This window comes from Sphingomonas sp. GW821-FHT10F11, from assembly GCF_058809095.1.
Genome location: NZ_JBXASH010000003.1, coordinates 169450 through 194453 on the forward strand (window position 1 = coordinate 169450; position 25004 = coordinate 194453).

The window sequence follows — 25004 nt, forward strand, 5'->3', positions numbered from 1 at the left end:
GGGGCGGGTGCGGCGGACACCGTCGCATCCGCCTGGTCGCCGCCGATCACGCATTCGACCAGCCCGTAATTGAGGCTATAAGGCCGGCAGATGTCCCTTTCGTCCCCTCGCTTCAGGCTCCTGCCGGATTGTCGCGTGATCCGCTCCGCCGACGGGGCGTCGTGAATGGCCACCGATAGCGACCTTTCGGCATCTCTGCCCGAACCGCCGCCGCCCCGGCCCGACCGGCGCGATGCGGCGATCGAGGCGGCGATGCGGCGCTTCGACGGGGTTGCCGACGCGCCACCCGCCGCCGACCGGCCGCGTGCGGCGAGGCCCGCGCCGTGGCGGATCGGCCGCCCGCAGATGGGCGCGCTGGTCACCGCCGCGCTGGTCGCGGTGGTCGGCCTGCCGGTCTGGGTGGCGACCAGCGACCGTTTCGCCACGAGCGACCGGGAGATCCCGAACCCGCCGGCGCCCGGCCCGGTGGTTGGTCAGCCGACCCCGCCGCAGCCGGTGGCGATGCCTGGTGCGGGCGCGCCGATCGTTCAACCGTCCGGGAGCAAGCCGACCGCTTCAGCGCCTGCGGTATCCGCGCCCGCCGGAAATGGCGTCGACAAGGCCGAAGGCCGGGTGGAAGGCCCTGGGCCTGCTCCCGCCCCGGAACCGGCGCCGTACGCCGTGTTGCCGCCGGAGGGCGTGCAGATGAAGCAGGTTGAGACTGTGGCTGACCGGGTCGCAACGCTTCGGCGCGCCGATGCGCCCCCGCCGCCTCCACCGCCGCCCCCACCAACGCCGCCGCCGGAACCAGCGCCGGTAGCCGCGCCGCCCATGGTAAATTCTGTGACCGGGGCGAGGGCGGAGGAGCGCGCCTCCGCCAGAGACGACATCGTCGTGACCGGTACGGCGATGCGTTCCCCCGCCGCCCAGCGGCGCGCGCGCAAGGCGAACGAACGGGGCGATTGGAACGCCTGTACGGTGAACGATCCCGCCGCCAGCCTGGCTGGCTGCAAGAGGCTGATCGATCCCGCCGAGTCGGGAGGGGCTGGGCGGGCCGCGGCCCATGTCACTGACGGCCTCTCTTTGGCCTGGCGGGGCGACACGAATGGCGCGATCGCGGCGTTCGACCAGGCCATCGGGATCGCGCCGAAGCTCGCCATCGCCTGGCTCAACCGCGGGTTGGCCTATGAGCGCAAGGGTGACCTGGATCATGCCATCGCCGATCTCGACAAGGCGGTGCGCTATGCGCCGGGCACGGCGCGGGTCTATTATCATCGCAGCCTGTTGTTTCGGCAGCGGGGCGATGTCCGCCGCGCCGATGCTGATGCGGAACGAGCGCTGGATCTCGATGCGCGCTACGAGGCGGTGATCGAATAGCGATCGGGCAGGCGCGGGTGGCGGATGTCGATCGCGCGGGCGCTACATTGCAACCGTGCGATCGCGGAGGTTGATGTTTTCGTACAGGGCGAGAAGACGGTCGGTTTCCGCGATGACTTCCTTCTGTTCGGCCAGCCAGCGCTGGGTGGCGTTGGTCATGGGCTCGCCTTCGCGCCCGTCATGCAGCGTGGCGCCGTGTTCGATCAGCCAGACCACGTCGCGCGCGCGGGTGCGTTGAAGGCGCAAATGAGTCATCCATTGTTCGACGGTGTCTGAAGGTATGGCCCGGTCCATGGCGCTCTCCGTCTGGCCGATCAGGCTGCAAGTGTCCGCGATGATGGGTTGCCCGGGCCGGCGAAGCTGCGATCGGGATTTTCGCTGAAGGTCCGGTCCCAGGACGAGGGCTCCGCCGTCACGAGCGACCGCGCCTGCCGCGATTCACGCCGCTCGGCCAGGACGGCTTCCTTGCCCCACGCGTTCGCCGCGTTGGTGGCGACGCTCCGGACATTGTCGAGATGGGCCTCGGCCGCGCGCGATCGCTGCTGGGCTTCCTGCGTTCGGCAGAACAGGGCGGTGGGTTGCATAATGTCGTCCTTTCAAAGGGAGCGGTCGCGTAAACCGGGGCTCAGCGAAACGAGGAGCTACCCCAGGGCGTGCGGATCACCGGGCCCTTCAGGACCCGCGATCCAAACGCCTTGGCGACGATGGCACTACCGTCCGCATTCATGAAAACGACGCGGGTGCCGCTTGGTTGCAACGCCTCGATCGCGCTGATGACGGCGCCGTGCTTGGCCGCCATGGCGACGACTTCATCGTGCGTCGCATCGACATTGACTGCGCGAGACATGGGATGCTCTCCAATATACGGGCCGCGCCAAAGGCACGGTGTCCCCGCCAGAGCGGGAGCATGAAGCATCTCTCAGTCGCGTCCGTGCTCGTGATGAAGCGGGGCGATATCCTCGATATGGGGCCGCAGCCATCGATTTACCAGTTGCGGTAACGGAATGATCCGCCGCACGTCACCTCAATCGCCCGGAATCAGCAGCACTTTCGACGTCTCGCCCGCACGGCACAGGGCGAACGCCTCGATTGCCAGCGACAGCGGCAGGCGGTGGGTGATGAGCGGTGCGAACGCTTCGGGCCGTTTGGCCATCAGCGCGATCACGCCGGGCCAGATGCGCGGGGGAATGCGCGAGACGCCGCGGATCTGCAGGCGCTTGCGCACCAGCAGGCCGAGATCGAGCGGCCCGGTCGCCTCGCCCATGCCGGCCATGGCGAGCACGCCCAGCGGACGGAGCAGCGCCAGCGCCTGATCGACCACGCTGGCCACGCCCGCTGCCTCGAGCGCGATGTCGAAGCCGTCGCCGGCAAGGGCGGACAGTCGGTCGGCGGCGCCGGGCTCGCTCATGTCGAACAGATGTTCGAAGCCCAAGGTACGCAGGGTCATGAAGCGCGCGGCATCCGACAGGCCGACCACCGCCACCTCTGCCGCGCCCATCTCGCGTGCCAGCACCGCGACACCCTGGCCGATCGGGCCGGGGCCATAGACCAGCACGCGCTGGCCGGGCTGGAAACCGGCCACGTCGAGCGCATAGGCGGCGACGCTCAGCGGCTCGACCAGCGCGCCGAGCTCGATCGGGATGTTGACGGGCAGGGGGTAGACGTAGCTTTCCGGCACATTGAGCAATCGGGCGAACCCGCCGTCCATCACCATGCCGACCGGTCGGCGATCGAGGCAGCCGACCGGATCGCCGGCGCGGCAGCGGACGCAGTCCCCGCATGCCACCGCCGGATTGACCACGACGATATCGCCGATGGCGGCCGAGGTGACACCGTCGCCGGTCGCTACGACGTGCCCGACCGTCTCATGTCCCAGCGTGACCGGCAGGGCCTTTGTCATCATCGCCCGGTAGCCGGGGCTCCATTTCTGGATGCCGAGGTCGGTGCCGCAGATACCGGTCGCCGCGACGTGGATTCGCACATCGCCGGGGCCGGGCGGCGGCGGCTCGGGCACGTCGCGCAGTTCGAGACCCTGGTCGTCGCGCGTCTTCTGCAACGCTAGCATTCGTCTCTCCCGGCCCGGCGCCCTTGCCGGAAAATTATCACCGAACGCGGGCGCCCGCGCGGATTTAATCTCATGCGGGCATGACGGCCGCCCCGCACTCGATGAAGTTGCGTACCATCGGCCGCTCGTCGTCGATCCGCCGCGCGGCGCAGATGGTCGAGCGGATCGGCGAGTCGATCCGGCGATAGACGATGCCCGGCGGCTGCAGGCTGTCGACGCTCTCCGGCAGGATGGTGACGCCGAGGCCCGACCCGACCATCGAGATCGCGGTCTGCCAGCCCGGCACTTCCTGCACCGCGCGCGGTGTGAAGCCCGCCTCGACGCAGAGCGCGATCACCGATTCCATGCTGGTCGAGGCCGGATTGCGCGGAAACAGGATGAAGGGATCGTCGGCCAGGCCCGCGAGATCGAACGGCACCGCCGGGTCGGCAAGCGCATGACCGGCAGGCAGCACCGCGACGAACGGCTCGGTGTGCAATGTGATCAGCGCCGCGCCGTCGATCGGATGGGCGTCGCGGAGCAGGGCGACATCGATTTCGCCTCGCCGCAGCCCCTCGAGCAGCGCGTCGGGCATCAGTTCGGACAGCGCGATCTCGACCCGGGCATAGTCGCCGCGAAAGGCATGGACGATCGCTGGCAGGAGCCTGAGCGCAGTGGTCGGGGTGAAGCCGACCGCGAGCCGTCCCGCATCGCCGGTCGCCACCGCGCGCGTACGCTCGATGCCGAGCGAAAGCTGCTGGAGCACCGTGCGCGCCGTCTCGGCAAAGGCTTCGCCCGCCGGCGTGAGCGAGACGTTGCGGGTATCGCGGTCGAAGAGCGGATGGCCGAGCGCCTGTTCGATCCGCCGTATCTGCTGGCTGAGCGGCGGCTGGGCGATACCGAGCCGGATCGCCGCGCGCCCGAAATGCAGCTCCTCCGCCACGACCAGAAAGGCATGGAGGTGCCGAAGCTCGATCAGCGGCGGCGGGCGCAGCGTGGTCATCGTCTTTTCGGGCGAATGGGGCAGGGTCGTTCCTCCGGCGCGGGTGAGCGAGCATATCGGAAGCGCTATCGTACGAGTCATGATTTTTGCTCGGCACCGACGCGCGAGTCATCGCCGCATGAGATAAGCTCGTTTCGCGATTCCCCGGCGTACGGCGATGTCTCGGCGATGGAGAGACCAGAACCGGCCGCGACCGCGGGGCGCCTGCGCTCCTGGTATGTGCTTGCCCTGCTGTTCGGCGTCTATGTGATGAACATGGCTGACCGCCAGATCGTCGGCATCCTGGCCGAGGACATCAAGCGCGACCTTCACCTGACCGACGGGCAGATCGGCATCCTGGCCGGGCCGGCCATTGCCTTTTTCTACGCGATCCTCGGCGTGCCCATGGCCTGGTTCGCCGACCGGACTCACCGCGTGCGTTTCATCGCCGCCTGCATTGCCGTGTGGAGTGTGATGACCGTGCTCGGCGGTCGCGCGGGCAACCTGATCGAGCTGGCCGCGACGCGGGTCGGCGTATCAATCGCGGAGGCGGGCGGATCGCCGTCCTCGGTGTCACTGATCGCGGATCACTTCCCGGCGCGGCGACGCGGCACGGCGATGGCGATCTGGACCTCGGCGACGACCGTCGGACTGTTCGTCGGCTTCGCGATCGGTGGCGTGGTCAACCAGGAGCTTGGCTGGCGGACGACCTTCTTCGCGGCCGGCATCCCGGGGTTGATCCTGGCGCTGTTGCTGGTCTTCACCACGCGCGAGCCGGTGCGCGGCGCGGCAGATACGGCGCCGGCCGTTGCGGCGGGATCGAAGAACCTGTTCGCGACCTTCGCGTTTCTCTGGTGGATCAAGGCGTTCCGCCAGTCGATCTTCGCGGTCGCCTTGTGCAATTTCTGCGTGTTCGCTGTGCTGAGCTGGGCGCCGTCCTTCGCGGTGCGCCGCTTCGCGCTGGGCACGGCAGAGGTCGGCGGGGTGATGGGCACCGGCATCGCGCTGGCCGGGGGCACGATGATGATCCTGGCCGGCATCGCGACCGACTGGCTCGGCCGGCGCGGGCTGTGGCGTCCGCCCGTCGCCGTCGCGACGATGCTGGTGCTGTCTGCGGCGCTGTTCACCGGCGCCTTCCTCGCGACTGACTTCCGTGCCTTCGCCATGCTGTTCGTGCTCGGTTACGCGGCGCTGATGACCAACCCGCCGATCAGCTGGGTGATCCTGCAGACCTATAGCCCGCCCGAGATGCGCGGCATGGCGACGGCGGTGCTGCTGCTGGTCATCGCGCTCTGCGCCAGCGTGCCCGCACCGCTGATCGTGGGCTATGCGAGCCAGGCGCTGGAGCCGGGCGTCGGCTCGGCGAGCCTCGGTTATGCCCTGCTCGCGGCGCCGATCGCAGTGGTCGCGGCGGCGATCCAGTTCCTGCGCGTCGCGCGCACCATACGCAGCGAGGCTGCAGCGACTATGTAATTTCGTCGTCTCAATCTCGCGCGAATCGGTATTTGACGATGAAGGCGCGGAGGAAGATCGTCGGGACAAGAACTGAGGAGAGAGACATGGCAACCGCACACGCCACCCGCCCGATTCCGAAACATGTCGTAACCCCGGCCGAGGCGGCGTCCTTCCGCGACCAGGGTTTCGTCCTGCCAGCACAGGGCCTTGATGCGGAGACCACCGCGGCGATGGTCGGGGCGATGGAGGATGTCTTCGCGGCCAATCCGGATTGGCACAATCTCGTCCGCATGCCGCACATCCCGCTGCGCCCAGGCGTTCTGGAAGGCGTGATCGGCGGCGAGGAGCTGTTCAAGATCGCGATCCACCCGACGATCATCGCCGCGGCGCGCGACCTGATTGGCCCGAACCTGATCCTGTGGGGCGGCGAGATCTTCGCCAAGCCGGCGAGCATCGGAAAGGCGACGCCGTGGCACCAGGATTGCTACAACCCTTCGGTCAAGGCCGGGCCGGGACGCAAGGACCCCAAGAGTGTGATGATCTGGATCGCGGTCGACGATGTGAACGTCGACAATGGCTGCCTGCGGTTCGTGCCGGGATCGGGCAGGAACGGGCGGATCGAACATATCATCGGCACCAACGACAATGCCCTGCTCAATTTCGAGGTCGACAAGACCGTGGTCGACTTCGGCAGCGCGGTGAACGCGGTACGCGCGCCGGGGCAGTTCTCCGGTCATGACGTGTTCGTGGTGCACGGCGCCAACGCCAACACCTCGGGGCGTCGGCGGGCGGGACTGACCTTCCATTATATGGATGCGGCCGACACTTATGACCGCAGCTTCGGCATGGCCAAGGGCACGGGTGCCGCAGGTAAGCCGGCGCCGATCGCGCAGCGCCCGATCTGGCTGGTGCTGGGGGAGAACCATAACCCGCTCAACGATTTCGTGACGGGCCACCAGCATCTCGAGGACCTGGATGCGCTGGCCGAGGAACAGCGGGTTCGGTTGAACGCCGAGTGGGGTGAGTCCCTCTAGGCCGGCGCTACGGTCCGGTCGAGATTGATCACGATCTCGTCGGGCGGGATGTGCGCGAAGGGGGAAGCGAAGCGTGCCGGCTCCAGCGCGATCTCCGCTTCCAACGCGTCGCGAACGCTGCGGGCGACATCTTCGTCACCCGCCGCCGCCAGATCCGAACCGCTGATCGCGATCGACGCCAGTACCTCGCCGTCCGGATTGCGCACCGGCAGCGCAAGGGCCGACTGGTCCTCATCCGCCGAGCGCTGCGCCAGGCCCGCCGCGTGGATGCCGGCCAGCACTGCTTCCCATTTGCCGCGCGTATCGTCCGGATGCCGCTGATCGACAAAGGCGCGGTAGGCCGCGATCTGATCCTCCGGCAGAAAGGCCAGGATGCCGAGCCCCGAGATGTTCCGGTGCAGCGGCGTCACCTCGCCGAGGCGGTCGCGGTGATAGATGTCGTGACTGCCATAGACGCCGGCCAGCCGCAGCCCGTACCAGCCGAGCCGCACCGTCAGCGATGCGGTCTCCCCGGTCCGCTCAGCCAGCGCGCGGAGGTGCGGGCGGCTCGCGGCGTGCAGGCGGAAACGATGGACCAGCGCGCGGTTCAGCAGTTGGGGCATCTGCCCCAGTTCATAGCGCGGCATGTTCTGGTGGCGGACGAGATAGTCCGATTCCTCCAGCGTGATCAGCGCGCGGTAGACGGTCGAGGCGGGCAGGCCGAGGCGCCGGCTGATTTCCGACACGCCGAGCGGCTCCTCGGTGCGCGCGACCAGGCGCAGCACCTCGAACACATGGATCGCGGAGGAGTTGATCGCGGTGCGGGCCATCAGTTGAGTTCCGATCCGGCATCGTCCGCCGGGAACAGGCGCGACCGGCGGTTGAGGTCGGCGACGATCTCGACCAGTTCGGGCATCTGGTCTTCGAGTTGCGCCTCGAAGCGTTCGCGCGGGCCGCCGACCGAGATGCTGCCGTGCAGACGGTTGTCGAGATCCCACACCGGAAAGCCGACCGACACCATCTGCGGCGCATTGGCGCGGACCACGCGGGCCTGACCCTCGCGGCGGATCTTCTCGACCTCGGCGAGCAGCAGCGATGAGTCGACCAGTTCGCCGGTGCGCGGATTCCGCAAGGGTTCGTTGCGCGCGATATAGTCGCGGATCGCCTCGTCATCGTCGAAAGCGAGCAGCACCCGGCCGCTCGCCGGGCCGAACAACGGGAAGAGCGCGCCGACCCGGACTCGCCACACGCCATGCTTGCGGGTCTCCACCCCGTCGATCAGCACGGCATAATCGCCGCCGCGCACCGCGAGGCCCACCGACTCCCCGGTCAGCGCGTTGATGCGCCGGACATAGGGCGCGCACAGGGTGCGGAAGTCGGGCTCGACCGCGAGCGGGTTCTGCAGCTCGAGCACGCGGTAGCCGAGCTGGTAGCGCGACCCGTCCTTCTCGCGGACGAGATAGCCCTGTTCGACCAGCGTGGTCAGGGCGCGATAGGTCATATTCTTGGTCATGCCGAGCAACAGGCTCAGCTCGGTCACGCCATAGCCCGACACGTCCGACGCGAAATTGGAGAGAACCTGGAGCACGCGGACGGTCGCCTTGTTGAGCTCGCGTTCGCCGCCCACGCTATCCGTCTTCGTCGCCACCATAAGGCTTCCCTATGGCATTGACCGGACGCGCGCAATTTGTCCGGCAAGATGTTTTCGCAATGACCTAAGCTGGTCGCGCAATGAGTTTTAATAGCTTCGCCGCTTGCGCCAACGGCGCCAAATACAACGCCCAAGGAGAGCGACGATGAGCGGGACAATGCGCGCCTATCAACTGGTGCGCGCCGGCGAGGCGCAAATGGTCGAGCTGCCGATTCCCGAACCGGGGCCGGGGCAGGTCCGGCTGCGCATGGCGGGTGCTGGCCTGTGCCACAGCGACCTGCTGGTGATCCACGCCGACCCCGCCTTCTTCCCTCTGCCCGCGATCCTTGGCCATGAAACCACCGGTTGGGTCGACAAGCTGGGCCCGGGCGTCGAGGGCGTCGAACCGGGCGTGGCATACGGCATCTATTTTCCCTGGGGGTGCGGCCAGTGCAGCCCATGCCGGCACGGCGCGGAGAATGTCTGCGACAAGGCGCCGATGGTCCCCGGCTTCGGCTGCGGGGTGGACGGGGGGATGGCCGAATACGTCATCGTCGATGATGTCCGACACCTGATCCCGCTCGGCATGCTCGATCCGGTCGCGGCGGCACCGTTGATGTGCGCGGGCATCACCACCTATCACGCCATCCTTCAGGCCGAGCCGCTGCTCGGGCCGGGATCGAGCGCGGTGATCATCGGCGTGGGCGGCCTCGGCCATATCGCGATCCAGATCCTGCGGACCCTGACGCCCGCGCGGATCATCGCGGTCGACCGGCAGCCGGAAAAGCTTGCCCATGCCCGCGCGCTCGGGGCTGACCTGGCGATCGAGGCGGGCGAAGGCGCCGCCACTGCCATTCGCGAGGCGACCGGGGGGCTCGGTGCGGGACTGGTGCTCGATCTGGTGGGCAACGATGCGACGCTCGCCTTTGCGCAGAGCGTGCTGGCGCAGGGCGGACAGTTGCAGATCGTCGGGGTGGGCGGTGGCACCTTGCCTCTGCGTTTCCACGAGATGCCGCGCGATGCGACCGTCGCGGTGCCCTATGCCGGCACCTGTGGCGATCTACGCGCGGTGGTCGGGCTGGCGCAGCAGGGCCATGTCCATGCCGAGATCATCGAGGTGGGCTTCGACGACCTCGCCGAAACCTATCGCAGGATGGAAGCGGGAACCCTGCAAGGCCGCGCCGTCCTCGTGCCGGGGCGCTGAGCATGGTGGCACCTCTCATCCTCGGCATCGGCGGTACCACGCGCGCCGGCTCCTCGTCGGAAACGGTGTTGCGCGCGGCGCTCCGCGAGATCGAGGCGCTGGGTGCCACGACCGAGATCCTCGCCGGGCCCGATCTCGTCATCCCGCTCTACGCGCCGGAGAATCCGGATCGCGACCCCGCCGCCGCGCGGCTGGTCGACCTGTTCCGGCGCTGCGACGGCGTGATCATCGCCTCGCCCGGCTATCACGGTTCGATCTCGGGCATGATCAAGAACGCGCTCGACTATGCCGAGGATACCGCGCGCGACGACCGGCCCTATCTCGACGGCCGCGCGGTCGGGTGCATTGCCTGCGCCTATGGCTGGCAGGCGACCGGATCGACGCTGATTGCGCTGCGCACCATCGTCCATGCGTTGCGCGGCTGGCCGACCCCGTTGGGGGTTGCCGCCAACACCACCATGACGCTGTTCGACGAGGAGGGTGGGTGCATCGATCCGGGCCTCAAATCCAACCTCTCCATCATGGCCGGCCAGATGATGCATTTTGTTCGCTGAAGGAAAACCGATGACCGTCCTGCGCCATTACAGGATGACCGCCGCCGAGGATCGCACGGCCGATCTCCGCGTCGCGCTGGTCGATCTCGCCGCGAAGGTCCTGCCGCTTCCCGGCTGCGAGAAGGTCGAGCTGTTCGCCGATCCGAAGGACGGCGCGACCTTCGTCTTCATCGAGCATTGGCGCACGGTCGGGGACCACAAGGCCGCCGGCGCGGCACTCGGCAAGCATGCCTTCGCGCCGGTCGCCGCCACGCTCTCCGCGCCGCCGGAGGGCCGCTATCTGGAGCCGATCCCGCTCGGGTGATCGCCCGCGCCGTTTCCGGTGCTATGACCGGCGAAACGGAGAGACGGATGCTGTTCGAACAGGGCGCACGGGATACACAGGAACAGGGCGAGATTCGCCGCGCGGTGCGCAAGCTCTGCGCCGACTTCCCGGGCGACTATTGGCGCGCGAAGGATCGCGACCGGGCCTATCCCACCGAGTTCGTCGCCGCGCTGACCCAGGCCGGCTTCCTCGCCGCGTTGATCCCCGAAGATTATGGCGGCTCGGGTCTGACGCTCGGCGATGCGGCGGTGATCCTTGAGGAGATCCAGGCATCGGGCTGCAACGGCTCGGCCTGCCACGCGCAGATGTATGTGATGAACACGATCCTGCGCCATGGCAGCGCGGGCCAGAAGGCGGCGTATCTCCCCAGGATCGCAACCGGCGACTTGCGCCTGCAGGCATTCGGCGTGACCGAGCCGGGATCGGGCACCGACACGCTGGCGCTGCGCACCGCGGCGGTGCGCGACGGAGACCGCTATATCGTCGACGGGCAGAAGATCTGGACCTCCCGCGCCGAGCATTCGGACCTGATGCTGCTGCTCGCGCGCACCACGCCGCGTGATCAGGTTGCGAAGAAGACGGAAGGCCTGTCGGTCTTCCTGGTCGACATGCGCGAGGCCTTGGGCAACGGCATGACGATCCGCCCGATCCGGACGATGATGAACCACGGCACGACCGAAATCTTCTTCGATCGGCTGGCCATTCCCGCCTCGAGCCTGGTCGGCGAGGAAGGGCAGGGCTTCCGCTACGTCCTGTCCGGCATGAACGCGGAGCGAATCCTGATCGGCGCTGAGTGCGTGGGCGATGCGAAATGGTTCATCGCAAAGGCCGCTGCCTATGCCGGCGAGCGCGAAGTGTTCGGCCGGCCGATCGGGCAGAACCAGGGCGTCCAGTTCCCGATCGCGCGTGCCTATGCCCAGATGCGCGCCGCGGAGCTGATGGTGCATGAGGCGGCCGCGCTCTACCAGTCGGGCGCCAATGCCGGAGCCGAGGCGAACATGGCCAAGCTGCTCGCGGCGGAGGCTAGCTGGGCGGCGGCCGAAGCGTGCGTGCAGACCTTTGGCGGCTTCGCCTTTGCCGAGGAGTATGACGTGGAACGCAAGTTCCGCGAAACCCGGCTGTACCAGGTCGCGCCGGTCTCGACGAACCTGATCCTGTCCTATCTCGCCGAACATGTGCTCGGGATGCCGCGCTCCTATTGAGCGGCGGCTGGGATCGCCGGCGCCCGAGGAGATCGAATTTCCCTGTTATCCAGGAACGGGAATTTACCGGGGCGTAACAGGGAAATCTTGCCCCGGAACAAGGAAATCCAATCAGCCGTGAGAAAGAGCGAGGCGGCGCCAGATGGCATCACCCGACGCCACAATGGGGCAGGCCTGTTCCGATTTGAATCAAGCGCTGTGGCGGGGCGATTCACGCGAAGGCACGAAGAAGGCTTGCGATCCATCGATGGGATGACTCGACAAAGCCACTCTTCTTTGCGCCTTTGCGTGAACAAGCGTCACCGGCCATCCCGGCAAACCCGCCGGGTGGAGGCTGGTCAGCGCGCGGCGCCCACGCGCAGGACGAACCGCTCGGCGACCGACATGCGGATCGGCTTGCCGTCGCGCATCTTGACCCAGGTGTTCACGCTGATGCCGAAGGTCTCCATCACGCAATCCGCGGTCTGGGCGCGCAGCCGGTCCCGGGCGTTCCGGACCAGGTCGGGATGGACGTAGCAGAGCCGCGCCCGGCCTGAGCGGCCGGCGGGGATCATACCTTCCCTGAGCGAGGATTGGGTGTCGGACCGGCGGTCCATTGCTGACATGCTCACAACATATGCTCCATGGGGCTAGAAGATCTTCCCGCGCGCCTCTTCGATGATCCGTTTGGCGCGTACGGGGTTGAAGATGCCGCACGAACAGAAGCGGCTCAGCGATGCCGTCGCCTTGTCGGGCGAAAGGCGGTTCTCCTTGACCATGTCGATCATCTTCTTGGCGAGCGACTGGCTGATCATGCCGTGGCCGCACATGGTGGAGAGCGACAGGACGTGGCGGTTGGGCGCATTGTCCTGGATCCCCTCGAAGCCGAGCGAATAGCCGACGCTGTGGCGTGTGATGCCCGCCGCCTTGCAACAGTTCATCGCGTTGGCGATCGAGGAGGAGATGTTGATGCTGAGGCCCAGATCCTCCGCGACGATGCGCGTCACGAACGCTTCGGCATCCTCGCGCGTGGCGAACACGGCGGAGAAAGTCGTCGGCTCGCCGGCGCCGTCGATCACCTGCTGGAAATCGGGCTTGATCGGGCGCCTGGCGAAATGCTCGAGAGCGTGGGTGTGCTCGGTCGGGCGGGTCGCACCGCCATGCATCGCATCACCGATGTTCACCGGGTTGTATTCGAGCGCGATCTCCAGGAAGCGTTTGAGCGCCGGTTTCGGATCGCCCTGTTGCGCGCCGCCCTTGGCCGGCAGCGCGAAGATCACATAATCGTCCTTGAAGCTTTCGGCGGTACCGTAACGGTGCAGGGTGTTGGTCATGCCGCCTCAACCTCCTTTGCGGGTTTCGCCGATACAGGGGTCTCGCGCTCGATCTCCTTGATCTGCAGCTTGCCCAGGCCGAGATTGGTCTTGGCGCGCTTCAGCGTGTAGCCGAGCCGCTCGAGGATCGGGGCGACGACGCGCTCCTCGCCATCCTCGTCGCAGCGCGTGCCGACGCCGAGCACGACGATCGTGTCGATCTTCTTCTCGACCGCCCAGACGGTGCGGATGATCTCCTCGGTCCGCTCCACCGGCACGGTGATCTCGAGGATCGCCGACAGCACTTTCTCGTTCAATATGTCGTCGCGGATCTTGCCGGTCTCGACATCGCTCATCATCGCGGTGACCGGGTTCTTGGGCTGGATCTTCACCCCCAGCGCGGCGAGCGCCATGCTCATTTCCTGGATCTGGTGGAACCGTACGCCGACGCCCGGACGGCCGAATTCGATGGTGAAACCGACCATGCCGACCGCAATCCGGTTGGAAATCTCGTTGGTCTTCACTTCCTCGGTGCCGCGGCCGGTGACGCCGGTCGATTCGTGCGGCACGCGCGGATCGGAGAAGGCGCGGCGCACGACGCGCGGCCAGCTCAGCTCATCGGGCATGAGCGCGTCGGTCGGGCAGATATCGGGATCGGGCTCGAACCGCAGCCACAGCTTGGACATCATGCGCCGGGTGAAGCGCACCGTCCTGGGCGGCAGATGCTCCTTGCTCAGCCCGTTATAGCAGGCATAGCATTCGACGCATTCGTCGCTGTTGACCGTCGCCTTGCGCGTCGTGGGATCGATATAGATCGCGCCCATCGTGCAGGCATAGGTGCAATTGCCGCAGCCAACGCATTTCGCCTCACTGATCTTCATTCCTGCCTGACCTCCCCAGACACCCGGGTGAAATCGCTTTCCCCCGGGGTTTCGCCCACCGCTCCCGCCGCGGTCCGAACATGTTGCATACTAAAATACTCGTTTGTATGCATCAAGCCATTGGCCGAAACTGTCAATGGTCTTGATGTCCGATTCCGAGCAAACCTCTCAAATTGGGCGATGAAAACCTGTCGTCATGCGGGCACGGGCTCGCCCCGGTAGAGGGGCCTGGACGCATCGATGCGCAGGAACAGCAGGGCGGCGGCGAAACACAGTATCGCGAGCACGAAAAAGGCGGGGTTCCAGCCCGCATAGGTGACGATATAGCCCGTCGCGAAGGACGCGATCGCGCCGCCGATATTGCCGCAGCTGTTCATCACCGCGGAAACCGACCCGGCATAATTGCCGCCGATATCGAGCGTCACCGCCCAGGATACGCCGACCGTCAGCTCGAGCCCGAACACCGCGAGGCAGAACCAGGCGACGCTGGTCATCGGATCGGGCGACAGCACCGCCATCGGGATGGTCGCCGCGGCGATCAGGAAGCCGGTCATCGCGACGAGCCGCCGCGACATGGTGAGGTTGCCCGAGCGATGCGCCATCCGGTCCGAGATCCAGCCGCCCGCGATGTCGCCCGCGACGCCCGCCATCAGCGGCAGGCTGGCGTAAAGGCCCATCTTGGTCAGGTTGAATTCGTGCGCTTCCTTCAGATAGGTCGGGAACCAGGTGAGGAAGATGCCGATGCTGTAAGCGTAGCAGAAATACATCGCCGACAGAGTCCAGATCTGGCTGTTGCCGAGCAGCTTCGACCACGGCACCTTGACCGCGCGGCTCGGCTTGGGTGCCGATCCCAGCGCGTCGGTGATCAGCGCGAGCTCGGCGGCGTTCACGTTTTTGTGCTCGCTCGGCAGGTCGCGGTAGAAGAAGAACCAGAACCCCGCCCAGACCAGGCCGACCACCGCGAACACGAAGAAGGGCGCGCGCCAGCCGAAATCGGCGATCAGCAGCACGACGAATACCGGGGTGATCGCCCCGCCGAGCCGCGCACCGGCATGGGTGATGCCCTGGGCGAAGCCGCGTTCCTGCGGGAGCATCCAGCGCGAGAGGGAGCGCGTCGCGATCGGGAAGGCGCCCGCCTCGCCCGCGCCGAAAAGCGCGCGGCAGACCAGCATCGATCCCGCCGACCAGGTCATCGCGGTCAGCGCGGTGAAGCTCGACCACCACACCACGATCCAAGTGAGCGCGCGGCGCGGGCCGAACCGGTCGCCCAGCCAGCCGCCCGGGATCTGAAACAGCGCATAGGTGATCTGGAAGGTGCTGAAGATCCAGCCCATGGTGATCGCGGAGAAGCCGAACTCCTGCTGGATCGACGGCGCCGCGGTCGAGATCACCACCCGGTCCATATAGGTGATCATATAGGCGAGGACCGTCAGCCACAGCACGGCATGGCGGATACGGGTCGGCCGACGCGCCGGCGTGTTGTCATTGGCTTCCATGGTCATTGCGCGACCGAGGGCACCTTGCGGCCCGCGATATAGACCGAGTTGATCTTGCGGGTGTTCTTGATGTCCTTGAGCGGATCGGCGTCGAGGACGACGAAGTCGGCCCATTTGGCGCGCTCCAGCGTGCCCAGGTCCTTCGCGCCCAGGATCTCGGCGCCATAGTCGGTCGCCGCCTGGATCGCCTGGCCGGGGGTGAAGCCGTCCTTGACCATCAGCTCCATCTCCCAATGGCCCGAATAGCCGGCGACGCGCCCCGGAGGGCCGGAATCGGTGCCTAGGCCGTAATGCACTCCAGCCGCCGATTCGCGCTTGAGATTGCCCATTGCCGTTTCGAAGAAGCTCGGCAGCTGGGGATAGGCCGGCGATGAGGCGACGGTCTTCTGCCGCTCCGGGCTGGCCAGCAGGCGCAGCGCCTCGGGCGACAGCGATTGCTGGAAAAAGGGGTCGTTCAGCTGCGGCGCCGGCTTGGCATAGGCGAACATCGCTGCCTCACGGCTCAAGGTCGCAGCGACCTGGACGATATGCTTCTCCTTCATGGCATCGGTCAGTTCCTTGTCGATCGGCTGGTCGCGCACGCTGTGCACGAAGCCGTCGATCCCCTGAGCGGCGAGCCGCTTGGCGTCCTCTAGGTAGAAGATATGGGCGAAGGCCTTCAGCCCGTTGCGATGCGCCGCGTCGATCACCGCCTGGCTGATCTCGGGCGGCATCTTGGGCATGGTGCCCAGTTCGTCGTCGAGCCAGAATTTGATGTAGTCGGCGCCCTTGGCCGCTTGAGCATCGACCTCGATCGCCGCTTCCTTCGCATTGGTGACGGGCCGGTTGATGCCGGGCACGCCGCCATAGCCGCCGCGGAACACGATGCCCTGGCCGGCGGTGAACAGCCGGGTCATGGTCGGGCGTCCGGCCCGCTCGGCATTGCGCACGGCGAAGACCGAATCCTTGTCGGTGCCCATCACCGCGACGGTGGTGAAGCCGTAGGACGCGTAGGTCTTCAGGTCGGCCTCGACATTCTCGGTCGTGTAGAAGCGCTCGTCCTGGGTCAGGTCATGGACGTTGCCCATATGGATATGGGTGTCGATCAGGCCGGGTATGACATATTTGCCGCTCAGGTCGACCGCGTCGGCGGCGGCCGGCGCCCGGGCCGACGGGCCGACCCAGACGATGCGGCCGTCCTCGACCACCATCGCCGAATTGGGCGCGGCCGGTCCGCCGCGGCCGTCGATCAGGGTGAAGTTCTTCACCACCAGCGTTTCCGCCAGCGCGGGCAGGGCGGCGAACAAGCCGATCGCTCCTGCGGTCGCGGCCAGCAGGCGCCCGGTCAGCCGCGCCTTGCGTCCGCGCCGTGCGGCGGTGTCGTTCTCCGGCATGATGGCGTTCCCCATAGTCACTCTCCAGTTGGACCGTCCCGTCTTGGCGGGCGCGTCTTCGATCGATTACGCCTGGACGGCACCCCGCCGGGCAAGGTCGCGCATCAGCGACGAAATGCCATAGGTCCAGGGCGGCGCGTCCTCGCAGTGGCAGACCTTGTTGGTCAGCGTGCCGAGCTTCGGCGTCGACACCTTCACGGTATCGCCGATCTTGTGCGTGAAGCCCCGGCCCGGCTCGCCGCGATCGTCGCCCGGCGCGAACATCGTGCCGAGGAACAGCGCGAAGCCGTCGGGATATTGGTGGCTCTTGCCGATCGTCTGGCCGACCAGGTCGAGCGGGTCGCGGCTGATCAGCCGCATGTTGGAACGACCCTCGAGCCGGTACTTGTCCTCGCCCTCGATCAGCAGCGAGACGTCCGCATCGCGGATATCGTCCATGGTGAAGCGGTCGTCGAACAGGCGGATGAACGGCCCGAGCGCGCAGGACGCGTTATTGTCCTTGGCCTTGCCCAGCAGCAGTGCGCTGCGCCCCTCGATGTCGCGTAAATTTACGTCGTTGCCCAGCGTGGCGCCGCGCGCATTGCCGGCGGAATCGGCGATGATCACCACCTCGGGTTCCGGGTTGTTCCAGTGCGAGTCGCTGCGAATGCCGACCCAGGCGCCCGATCCGACCGCGGAGAGCACCGGCGCCTTGGTGAAGATCTCCGCGTCCGGCCCGATCGCGACTTCGAGATATTGCGACCAGGCGCCGCTCGCGATCAGCATTTCCTTGAGGTTCATCGCTTCGGGCGATCCCGGGCGGACCGACTGGATGTCGCCGCCGATCTTCGCCTGGATCTCGGCGCGGAACTGCGCCGCGCCGGCCGAGTCGCCGCGAGCGCGCTCCTCGATCACCCGTTCAAGCGCCGAAACCGCGAAGGTGACGCCCGATGCCTTGACGCAGTGCAGGTCGATCGGCGCGAGCAGCCTTCCGGGCCCGCCCTCGTCCCATGCCGGCCTCAGGTCGAGCGCCTCGACCGGGCCCATATCGCGGCCCGCAGGCAGCGTGCCGCCCGGCGGAATCGCCTCGAGCAGGCCGGATATCGTTGCCGCTTCTCCGGAAAGATCGAAGACATGGCCATGGATGATCGAGACGGGAATCGGCCCCTGGTCCGTCGCCAGCCGGCCAACCAGAGTCGCGTCCAGGCTGTCTGTCGGAAGCAGGTCGCGCACTCGTCATTCTCCCCGACTCCGGGTCGCGTGACTGCGCCCGATTTCCTGTATGCATATCAACCGTCTTGCATACAGACAACCGGGTATCGTCGGATTTTATGCCCATGCCGGGGTTCGTGGCGCCACATGGGCGTTGCGCAGGCCCTCAAGCCGTGAGCGGGAGAAGCCTAGCTGGTGACGCCCGCATAGATCTCGGCGCGGCGGTTGGCGCGCTCGCGGGCTTCGTTCTTCTTCATGCTCTCGACGCCCTTGGCGAAATGGCTTTCGAGCAATTGCTTGAGCAGTTTCTCGTCGCGCGCCTGGATCGCGGCGTTGATCTCGCAATGTTCGGCGAACGCCTCGGCCCAGCGGTCATGGTCGAGCGTGGTGACGTGGCGCGCGCGCTCGGCGCGTGGCAGCAGCAGCCGCCAGGCGAGCATCAGCGACGGGCTCTCCGCCGCCTGCACGATATGCTCGTGGATCAGGCGATTCGCCTCAAGATAGCTCAGCCGGTCCGACTTCTCGAAATAGGCGGCAAGGTCGGCCTGCAACTCGTCGAGAATCTCGATCTGTTCGGGCGTCATGCGGCGGCAGGCGAGCTGTCCGGCCAGGCCTTCAAGCACGCCGAGCACGGTGAAGACATCGGCCGCTTCCGACTTGTCGGGCACACTGACCACGACGCTGCGATTCGGCAGCAGGTCGATCAGCCCTTCGGCAGCGAGTGTACGAAAGGCCTCGCGGATCGGGGTGCGCGACATGCCGAGTGCCTCGCTCAAGGCGACTTCGCGCAGGCGCTCGCCCGGCGGCAACTCACCCAGCAGGATCATCTTCCGAATTGTCTTCACCGCATCAAGACGAAGCCTGCCTTTGCGCGGTGCAGCACTGGCGCCGTTCTTTGCCGGAGCCTTGGCTCGGACGGCTTTGGTCTTGGTGCCAGTTTTTACAGTTCGGCTCATCATCTCAGCGCCTAATGGTGATTTTTTTGGGAGGTTACGTCGTGAGACAGCGTTTACCTAAAGGCCGGAACGGGACTTATCAAGCCGACGTCCCTTGCCATGGACCCGGTTTCCCGATCGGATTGTGTGGACGATCCCGTCACCCTTCCCCCTCATTATGTTCTGGTTCCTTGAATAATCTAGCCTGCTCAGCGGCCTAACGCAACTTGCATGCAAGTTGTATGGACTATTATAATTTACATGCAATATGGGCGAAAAAAGACAAGCCAGAAGCTGGCGCAACCGGTCGAAACGAGTCGTGCATACACGCAAAAAGGGGAGAGGATCGATGGACAAGCGCGAATTCCTGCGGGCGGGCCTTGGTATCGGGTTCGGCCTGGGGCTGGGGCGGATGGCCGTGGCGCAAGACACCGGCCAGGCGAAGCAGGACAGGGACGCGGCCCGGATCGCGCGCGAGACGCGCCCGGCGCCAACGGTGCCGCACCGCAAGGTCCGCACCACCGATCTGTTCCTCAGCCCCGAAGGCTATCCCAACGCGATCGACTCGCAGCCTGAGGGGCTGTGGGTCGCGGAGCAGCTGACGGCGGAGGGCGTCGGCGTGTCGAACGACGCCTATCTGGTCGATTGGAACGGCAAGGTGCTGCGCAAGGTCAGGACCGAATCGAAGAACACCAGCGGCATGGCGTTCGGCGGCGGGCATCTCTGGATGGGCGCCAATGCCGCGCCCAACGGCATCTTCGAAACCGATCTCGACGGGCGCACCGTCAGCCACCGCCAGATTCCGCTGGGTCCCGCCGACAATGGCGGTGGTTGCCACGGCGTCGCTTATGCCGGCGGCAAGCTCTACATCACCGCGCTGCGCCTGCGCGGCATCCTGAAGGTCGATCCGACAAGCTGGGTGTCCGAGCTGTTCATTCCCTGCCAGGCGCCGCGCCTGCACGGCCTCGCGGTGAACGGCGACGCGATCTGGATCGTCACCGGCGATTCGAACACCGATCCCAACTTCAAGCCGGGCCTCGCCCGATACGATCTCGCGACCGGCCGGCTGCTCGAGACCGCCGAATTCGTCCCCGGCAGCGCCGACCCGCACGGCCTGACCTTCCGGGACGGGGTGATGTATGGCTGCGACGCCGGCGTGCATCCCGGCTGGCCGGACCGGGCGAGCAAATCGAGCGGGAAGATCTTCCGGGTGGACTTCGTCTGACGAAAAAAGGGGCGACCGCGAGGCCGCCCCTTCTCCTTTCCCGCGAGCGTCCCTCGCTATTCGCGCGCCTTCATCATCTCGGCGAGTTCGGCCTTGCTCATCTTCATCTGGTCGGGATGCTCGTCGACCCATTTGAGGAAGGCGGCGTTCACCTCGGGCGTCCAGCGGCCGTCGATCTGGCCGGGGGTGAAGCGCTGCTCGCGCAGCATCTGGTGGCCGAAGCCGTCGCGCATCGCGATATATTCGGCACCCTTCACCACCTTCTCGGCCATGATCGCCGGGATGAACACCACGCCTTCGCGCTTGGCGAGGATCAGGTCGCCGGGAAGTACGGTCGCGCGGCCGATGCGGATCGGGCCGTTGATCCGGAACATCTCCATCTCGCGGATCGCCGAGGGGTCATAGCCGCGAGTGAAGGCGTTGAACCCGTCGATCGCGGCCAGGCCGGCCACATCACGCACGCCCGCATCGAACACAACCCCGGTCTTCGACTTGGCGTAGATCGAGTTGCCCAGATTGTCGCCGATCAGCGTGCCATCGACGATCTTGCCGTAGCCGTCGCCGACATAGACGTCGCCGACCTGGAGCATGTCGATCGGCCAGCTGTTATGCCCGCCGATCCGGCCCTCCTTCTTGCCGAGCGTGCTGATCGCCTTGTTCATGTCTGGGCGCATGGGGAGGTATTGAACGGTCAGCGCCCGGCCGACGAACGGCCGGTCATCATGGACCATCTGGAATCCGCCCTCGAACTGATTGTTGTAGCCGGCCTGGCGCAGGATGCCCCACGCCTCCTCGGTATTCACGTCGAGCAGGCGTTTGAGGATCGCGTCGGGCACCTTGGGCCGGCCGTCGGGGAAACGCTCCCCGGTCCAGTCGGCGGTGTAGAACAGGATCTCGTCCTTGGTCGCCTGGATCTGCGCCTGGGCCGGTGTCGCCATCGCCAGCGCTGACGCGCCCAGCGCGGCGGCCAATAAAAGCTTTCTCACTGCATCTCTCCCTTGTTCTTGTGATTGTCGCATCCGCCTTGGCCGGAGTCGTGCTCAGCGATCGGCGGGGCACCCATTTTTCCGCTGCTTCGATTTCCCCCTTTTCCTGGGCTCGCAGGGACGGACGAACCAGCCCGGAGCGTTCGTCAAAATTTGCATACAATTATTGTGAGTTCAATACATTTACTAGCCGACGCGTCGGCACCCGCGCTTCGCATGCCAGTGGAACAAACTGCCGAATCCGGTTGTACTTTACTGCGCGCAGGGCGACCCGCCGAATCGGGTATCCGACCCATGCCCGATACGCTCGACGAGCGACGAGAAACGCTCGAAGCGCCGAAGACGGCGCTTAGTAAGTCACACCAGTAAAAGCGAAAATCATCGGGAGCGCTATGTCGGCGCGGCGCCTTTAGCCAGGACCGGCCGCACTCCGGCCGGCAGCGACCACTGCCATCAAATAAATCGTATTTTTCGTATCGCAATGCAGCATGAAATATCATCTTGTATTCAACGATTAGAATTGTATCCAAGTGTACTGCCAACCGGACTCGGGAGGCAGGCGGGCGGCGGGATGACCGGTGCCGGCGACGTCAACGGCAAAAGCCGCGGCGACATGAAAGGGGAGAATGCCTTGATCGGGATTCGCATCGCGACCCGTTGCCCGAGCCTCGTGCCCGCTTGCCGGGAGCCCGAAGGCCGCGACGCTGCACCGTTCAGCCACGACACCCCCCACGCCGCTCTCCATGCCGTGCCGCGCTGCGCCGGAGCCTCCTGATCGCGACCCACAAGAATCAACCGGGGAGAAGAGATAGTGACCAAGCTGTTGCCCACGCTCAAGCTGAGCGGTTCGACGATTGCCCTTGCAGCCATGTTTGCGTTCGCCCCCACGGCCGAAGCGCAGGAGCAGACCCCGGCAGCGGCAGTGGCGCAGAATTCTCTCCAGAACTCTCCGGTACCGCCATCGGCCGGTTCGGGCCAGGAGACGCCTGACGAAGACGCGGCCGATCCCGCCGCGGACATCGTGGTCACCGGTTCGGCGATCCGCGGCGTCGCGCCGGTCGGGTCGAACCTCGTGTCGGTCGGGCAGGAGGCGCTCGCCAAGACGGCCGCGACCTCGACCACCGAACTCGTCAACACGGTCCCCGCGATCACCACCGCCGGGTCGACCCCGCAGGCGCAGAGCTCCTATTCCTATTACGCGCCGCAGATCCACAGCCTCGCGGGCAGCGGCAGCAACACCACGCTCGCGCTGATCGATGGGCTGCGCATGCCCGGCGGCGGCCTGCAATATGCCCAGACCGATCCCAACATCATCCCGACTCCCGCGCTGCAGCGGGTCGAGGTGCTGGCTGACGGCGCCTCCTCGATCTACGGGTCGGACGCGGTCGCCGGCGTGGTCAATTTCATCACCCGCAAGACCTTCGAGGGCCTTCAGGTCAATGGCCGGGTCGGCTTCGCCGACGATTATCGCAGCTACGATCTCAACGGCATCTGGGGCACCAAATGGGATACGGGCGGCGTCTATATCGCCGGCCAGTTCCTGAAGCAGCAGGAGATCACCAACGACAAAAGGACGTTCCTGAGCCGCGGCGACTATCGCGATATCGGGGGCAGCAACACCAACACCTATAACTGCTCACCCGCCACGATCCGCGGCAGTTCATCGGCGACGGTGATCTATCCGAGCGCCGATGCCACCTCGACCCTGCCGAACAACCAGGCGGCCAACGGCATGTGCAACACCTCGATCTACGGCAGCGCCGTGCCGGGCGTTCAGCGTGAGGGCGTGCTCGTGGTGGTCAACCAGGAGCTGGGCGACCGCATCACCTTCACCGGCAAGTTCGTGTTCAACCATCTGCAGCATTTCTCGACCGGCACGCCGGGCACGCTGTCGAACGCGCAGACCTTCGGCGACGGGTCGGGCAAGGGCACGCAGATCAACCCCTTCTTCCGCGCGCCGGCCGGATCGGGCTTCACCCAGGAGCTGGTCAACTGGCTCGCGCTGACGCCCAGCGGCAATTACGGCACCAACAATTATCAGAACACGACCTTCTATACGACCGGCGTGGTCGATTATAAGGTTACCGACAAATGGTCGCTGACCGCCAGCGGCGCCCTTGCCCGGTCCAACAGCTATCAGCGCGGCCGCAACACCTTTTGCAGCACCTGCGCCACCTTGGCGCTCAACGGATCGCCGGCACTGAACGGCACGATATCGAGCGTCCTGCCGCAGCCAGGCCAGACAGGTTCGGTCAGCCAGGCCCTGACCACCGCCAACGCGCTCGACGTCTGGAACGGCCTTGGCAACAACCGCACCTCGGCGGCGGTGTGGCAGTATCTCTATACGAACAACACCAACAACGAACACCAGAACAACATGTACCAGCTCAAGCTGGAGGCGCAGGGCGAGCTGTTCGATCTGCCGGGCGGCGCGCTGCGCATGGCGGCCGGCGGCGAATTCATGCACGTCACCCAGGATGTGTACGGCCTCACCCCGAACAGCACGGGTACCGGCTACACCAACTTCATCATGAACCTCGGTCCGCGCAACGTGAAGTCGGGCTATCTGGAAGTCTATATTCCGGTGGTCGGCGAGGACATGGATGTCCCGCTGGTCAAGAAGTTCGACCTGAGCATTTCCGGCCGCATCGATCATTACAGCGACTTCGGATCGACGACGAACCCCAAGGTCGCGGCGAACTGGCAGATCAACGACTGGATCAAGATCCGCGGCAACTGGGCTGAATCCTTCGTGGCGCCGCCGCTCAACCAGATCGGCGACGCGCGCCAGGGCTATCTGCGCGGCGCGACGGGTACCGGCGCCAGCGCCGTGCTCGACGTGCCGGTCGCCGCTTATCCGGAGGTGAAGCTGCTCCCGGGTTGCGAAACGGCGACGGTCACCTGCCGCGTCGGTGCGAATACCGGGCGTGAGGGACTCGACCGGTCGCTCGGTGCGGGCTTCGCCGGCGTCGTACCGCAGACCGGCAGCAGCTGGTCGGTCGGTATCGACCTGAACCCGGATTTCATCCCCGGCTTCACCATGAACGTCACTTACTGGGCAAACGTGTTCAAGGGCGGCGTGGCATCGCCGGCCCAGCCGCTGATCATCAACTCGGCCGCTTTGCACGACCGGCTGACGATCTGCCCGACCACCTGCACCGCGGACCAGATCCGGACCTTCACCAACGTGGCGAACGGCGCGACCACCGCGGCGACCTTGCCCTCGACGGTGTATTTCCTGATCAACCGAGACGTCGGCAACGTGCTCAACCTCAACGTCCAGGGCATCGATGCCCAGTTCAACTATCGCATGCCGACATCGGGTGCCGGTACCTTCACCATCGGCGGGTCGCTCACTTATTTCACGCGCTTCCTGCAGGATTTCGGCGATACGCCGTTCAGCATCCTCAACACCTCGGGCTACAATTCGCAGTTCCCGTCGATCCAGACCAAGGGACGCGGCCAGCTCGGCTGGGAGATGGGCGGCTTCTCGCTCGATCTGTTCGGCAACTATACCGGTGCCTATCGCAACTGGATCCAGACCTCGGTCCGGCCGGTGACGCTCGGCTCCAACGGCAACCCGACCGGGGGCGGCGACCATGTGAAGCCCGACTTCACGGTCGATCTGCACGCTGCCTATGAGTTCAAGGGCAGCTTCCTCAACGGCAGCCAGATCTATCTCGACGTGAAGAACCTCTTCGACCGGGAACCGCCCTTCTACAACGGCAACACCACCGGCGCCGGCGGCGTCGGCGCCTGGGGCTTCAACGGCTTCACCTCGAACCTGCTCGGCCGCCTCGTCTCGGTCGGTTTCCGGGCAAACTTCTAAGCACAAGTCGACGTCATGAAATGAAAGAAGG

Annotated in this window: 25 protein-coding genes; 10 read left to right on the forward strand and 15 right to left on the reverse strand. The window is 66.1% G+C overall.

Translation table 11 applies throughout. The annotated features are described in order from the left end of the window. Positions 1 to 165: 165 nt before the first annotated feature. Positions 166 to 1356 (forward strand): tetratricopeptide repeat protein, encoded by a 1191-nt coding sequence (locus AC1RT8_RS11260; RefSeq protein ID WP_493075733.1) that lies wholly within the window; start codon positions 166 to 168, stop codon positions 1354 to 1356. 42 nt (positions 1357 to 1398) lie between these two features. On the opposite strand, the gene AC1RT8_RS11265 is transcribed toward AC1RT8_RS11260, so the two are convergent. The 5 genes from AC1RT8_RS11265 to AC1RT8_RS11285 all read right to left on the reverse strand — a co-directional run bounded on the left by AC1RT8_RS11265 (position 1399) and on the right by AC1RT8_RS11285 (position 4484). Continuing rightward, complete coding sequence (locus AC1RT8_RS11265; RefSeq protein WP_493075734.1) at positions 1399 to 1650, reverse strand: hypothetical protein; 252 nt, start codon at positions 1648 to 1650, stop codon at positions 1399 to 1401. Positions 1651 to 1670: 20 nt separating this feature from the next. Next, positions 1671 to 1940: a hypothetical protein gene (locus AC1RT8_RS11270; protein ID WP_493075735.1), complete on the reverse strand. Its 270-nt coding sequence runs from the start codon at positions 1938 to 1940 to the stop codon at positions 1671 to 1673. A 41-nt stretch (positions 1941 to 1981) separates the two neighbouring features. Further along, positions 1982 to 2203: a hypothetical protein gene (locus AC1RT8_RS11275; RefSeq protein WP_493075736.1), complete on the reverse strand. Its 222-nt coding sequence runs from the start codon at positions 2201 to 2203 to the stop codon at positions 1982 to 1984. A 177-nt stretch (positions 2204 to 2380) separates the two neighbouring features. Beyond that, complete coding sequence (locus tag AC1RT8_RS11280) at positions 2381 to 3421, reverse strand: zinc-dependent alcohol dehydrogenase (protein WP_493075737.1); 1041 nt, start codon at positions 3419 to 3421, stop codon at positions 2381 to 2383. A 70-nt stretch (positions 3422 to 3491) separates the two neighbouring features. Continuing rightward, on the reverse strand, positions 3492 to 4484 hold the full coding sequence (locus AC1RT8_RS11285; protein ID WP_493075738.1) for a LysR substrate-binding domain-containing protein: 993 nt from the start codon (positions 4482 to 4484) through the stop codon (positions 3492 to 3494). A gap of 87 nt (positions 4485 to 4571) precedes the next feature. On the opposite strand from AC1RT8_RS11285, the gene AC1RT8_RS11290 reads away from it, so the two are divergent. Together AC1RT8_RS11290 and AC1RT8_RS11295 are read left to right on the forward strand one after the other, a co-directional pair. Then, positions 4572 to 5855 (forward strand): spinster family MFS transporter, encoded by a 1284-nt coding sequence (locus AC1RT8_RS11290; RefSeq protein ID WP_493075739.1) that lies wholly within the window; start codon positions 4572 to 4574, stop codon positions 5853 to 5855. Between the two features lie 86 nt (positions 5856 to 5941). Then, positions 5942 to 6871 (forward strand): phytanoyl-CoA dioxygenase family protein, encoded by a 930-nt coding sequence (locus tag AC1RT8_RS11295; protein WP_493075740.1) that lies wholly within the window; start codon positions 5942 to 5944, stop codon positions 6869 to 6871. Here the strand turns inward: AC1RT8_RS11295 and AC1RT8_RS11300 are convergent. Together AC1RT8_RS11300 and AC1RT8_RS11305 are read right to left on the reverse strand one after the other, a co-directional pair. Further along, positions 6868 to 7680, reverse strand: coding sequence for an IclR family transcriptional regulator (locus AC1RT8_RS11300; protein ID WP_493075741.1), 813 nt, complete (start codon positions 7678 to 7680; stop codon positions 6868 to 6870). The genes AC1RT8_RS11295 and AC1RT8_RS11300 overlap by 4 nt on opposite strands. Beyond that, a complete protein-coding gene (locus AC1RT8_RS11305; RefSeq protein ID WP_493075742.1) occupies positions 7680 to 8498 on the reverse strand; it encodes an IclR family transcriptional regulator in 819 nt (272 codons plus the stop codon). The genes AC1RT8_RS11300 and AC1RT8_RS11305 overlap by 1 nt, the downstream gene beginning before the upstream one ends. Before the next feature lie 148 nt (positions 8499 to 8646). Here AC1RT8_RS11305 and AC1RT8_RS11310 point away from each other — a divergent pair, with 148 nt between their 5' ends. The 4 genes from AC1RT8_RS11310 to AC1RT8_RS11325 are packed head-to-tail and all read left to right on the forward strand — an operon-like array spanning position 8647 to position 11765. Continuing rightward, on the forward strand, positions 8647 to 9684 hold the full coding sequence (locus AC1RT8_RS11310) for an NAD(P)-dependent alcohol dehydrogenase (RefSeq protein ID WP_493075743.1): 1038 nt from the start codon (positions 8647 to 8649) through the stop codon (positions 9682 to 9684). Positions 9685 to 9686: 2 nt separating this feature from the next. Beyond that, positions 9687 to 10238 (forward strand): NADPH-dependent FMN reductase, encoded by a 552-nt coding sequence (locus AC1RT8_RS11315; RefSeq protein ID WP_493075744.1) that lies wholly within the window; start codon positions 9687 to 9689, stop codon positions 10236 to 10238. A gap of 10 nt (positions 10239 to 10248) precedes the next feature. Continuing rightward, the gene (locus AC1RT8_RS11320) at positions 10249 to 10542 is read left to right on the forward strand and encodes a putative quinol monooxygenase (RefSeq protein WP_493075745.1); all 294 of its coding nucleotides are present in this window, start codon (positions 10249 to 10251) and stop codon (positions 10540 to 10542) included. 47 nt (positions 10543 to 10589) lie between these two features. Further along, complete coding sequence (locus AC1RT8_RS11325; RefSeq protein WP_493076126.1) at positions 10590 to 11765, forward strand: acyl-CoA dehydrogenase family protein; 1176 nt, start codon at positions 10590 to 10592, stop codon at positions 11763 to 11765. Between the two features lie 338 nt (positions 11766 to 12103). Here the strand turns inward: AC1RT8_RS11325 and AC1RT8_RS11330 are convergent, their stop codons facing one another. The 7 genes from AC1RT8_RS11330 to AC1RT8_RS11360 form a co-directional block, all read right to left on the reverse strand. Next, the gene (locus AC1RT8_RS11330; protein ID WP_493076127.1) at positions 12104 to 12370 is read right to left on the reverse strand and encodes a hypothetical protein; all 267 of its coding nucleotides are present in this window, start codon (positions 12368 to 12370) and stop codon (positions 12104 to 12106) included. Positions 12371 to 12394: 24 nt separating this feature from the next. Beyond that, positions 12395 to 13078, reverse strand: a complete 684-nt coding sequence (locus tag AC1RT8_RS11335) for a hypothetical protein (protein WP_493075746.1) — start codon at positions 13076 to 13078, stop codon at positions 12395 to 12397. Next, on the reverse strand, positions 13075 to 13938 hold the full coding sequence (locus AC1RT8_RS11340; RefSeq protein WP_493075747.1) for a 4Fe-4S dicluster domain-containing protein: 864 nt from the start codon (positions 13936 to 13938) through the stop codon (positions 13075 to 13077). The genes AC1RT8_RS11335 and AC1RT8_RS11340 overlap by 4 nt, the downstream gene beginning before the upstream one ends. A 194-nt stretch (positions 13939 to 14132) precedes the next feature. Beyond that, a complete protein-coding gene (locus AC1RT8_RS11345; protein WP_493075748.1) occupies positions 14133 to 15440 on the reverse strand; it encodes an MFS transporter in 1308 nt (435 codons plus the stop codon). After that, entirely contained in the window at positions 15437 to 16822 is a 1386-nt protein-coding gene (locus AC1RT8_RS11350) for an amidohydrolase family protein (RefSeq protein ID WP_493075749.1), read from the reverse strand. The genes AC1RT8_RS11345 and AC1RT8_RS11350 overlap by 4 nt, the downstream gene beginning before the upstream one ends. 51 nt (positions 16823 to 16873) lie before the next feature. Next, positions 16874 to 18019, reverse strand: coding sequence for a fumarylacetoacetate hydrolase family protein (locus AC1RT8_RS11355; protein WP_493075750.1), 1146 nt, complete (start codon positions 18017 to 18019; stop codon positions 16874 to 16876). A gap of 167 nt (positions 18020 to 18186) precedes the next feature. After that, on the reverse strand, positions 18187 to 18957 hold the full coding sequence (locus AC1RT8_RS11360; RefSeq protein WP_493075752.1) for a GntR family transcriptional regulator: 771 nt from the start codon (positions 18955 to 18957) through the stop codon (positions 18187 to 18189). A 325-nt stretch (positions 18958 to 19282) separates the two neighbouring features. On the opposite strand from AC1RT8_RS11360, the gene AC1RT8_RS11365 reads away from it, so the two are divergent. After that, positions 19283 to 20158: an NHL repeat-containing protein gene (locus AC1RT8_RS11365; protein ID WP_493075753.1), complete on the forward strand. Its 876-nt coding sequence runs from the start codon at positions 19283 to 19285 to the stop codon at positions 20156 to 20158. Positions 20159 to 20214: 56 nt separating this feature from the next. On the opposite strand, the gene AC1RT8_RS11370 is transcribed toward AC1RT8_RS11365, so the two are convergent. Then, on the reverse strand, positions 20215 to 21144 hold the full coding sequence (locus AC1RT8_RS11370; RefSeq protein WP_493075754.1) for an RraA family protein: 930 nt from the start codon (positions 21142 to 21144) through the stop codon (positions 20215 to 20217). A 571-nt stretch (positions 21145 to 21715) separates the two neighbouring features. Between AC1RT8_RS11370 and AC1RT8_RS11375 the strand changes: the two genes are divergently transcribed. Both AC1RT8_RS11375 and AC1RT8_RS11380 read left to right on the forward strand, forming a co-directional pair. Then, the gene (locus AC1RT8_RS11375; protein ID WP_493075755.1) at positions 21716 to 21919 is read left to right on the forward strand and encodes a hypothetical protein; all 204 of its coding nucleotides are present in this window, start codon (positions 21716 to 21718) and stop codon (positions 21917 to 21919) included. 36 nt (positions 21920 to 21955) lie between these two features. Further along, on the forward strand, positions 21956 to 24973 hold the full coding sequence (locus AC1RT8_RS11380) for a TonB-dependent receptor domain-containing protein (protein ID WP_493075756.1): 3018 nt from the start codon (positions 21956 to 21958) through the stop codon (positions 24971 to 24973). Positions 24974 to 25004: the final 31 nt, after the last annotated feature.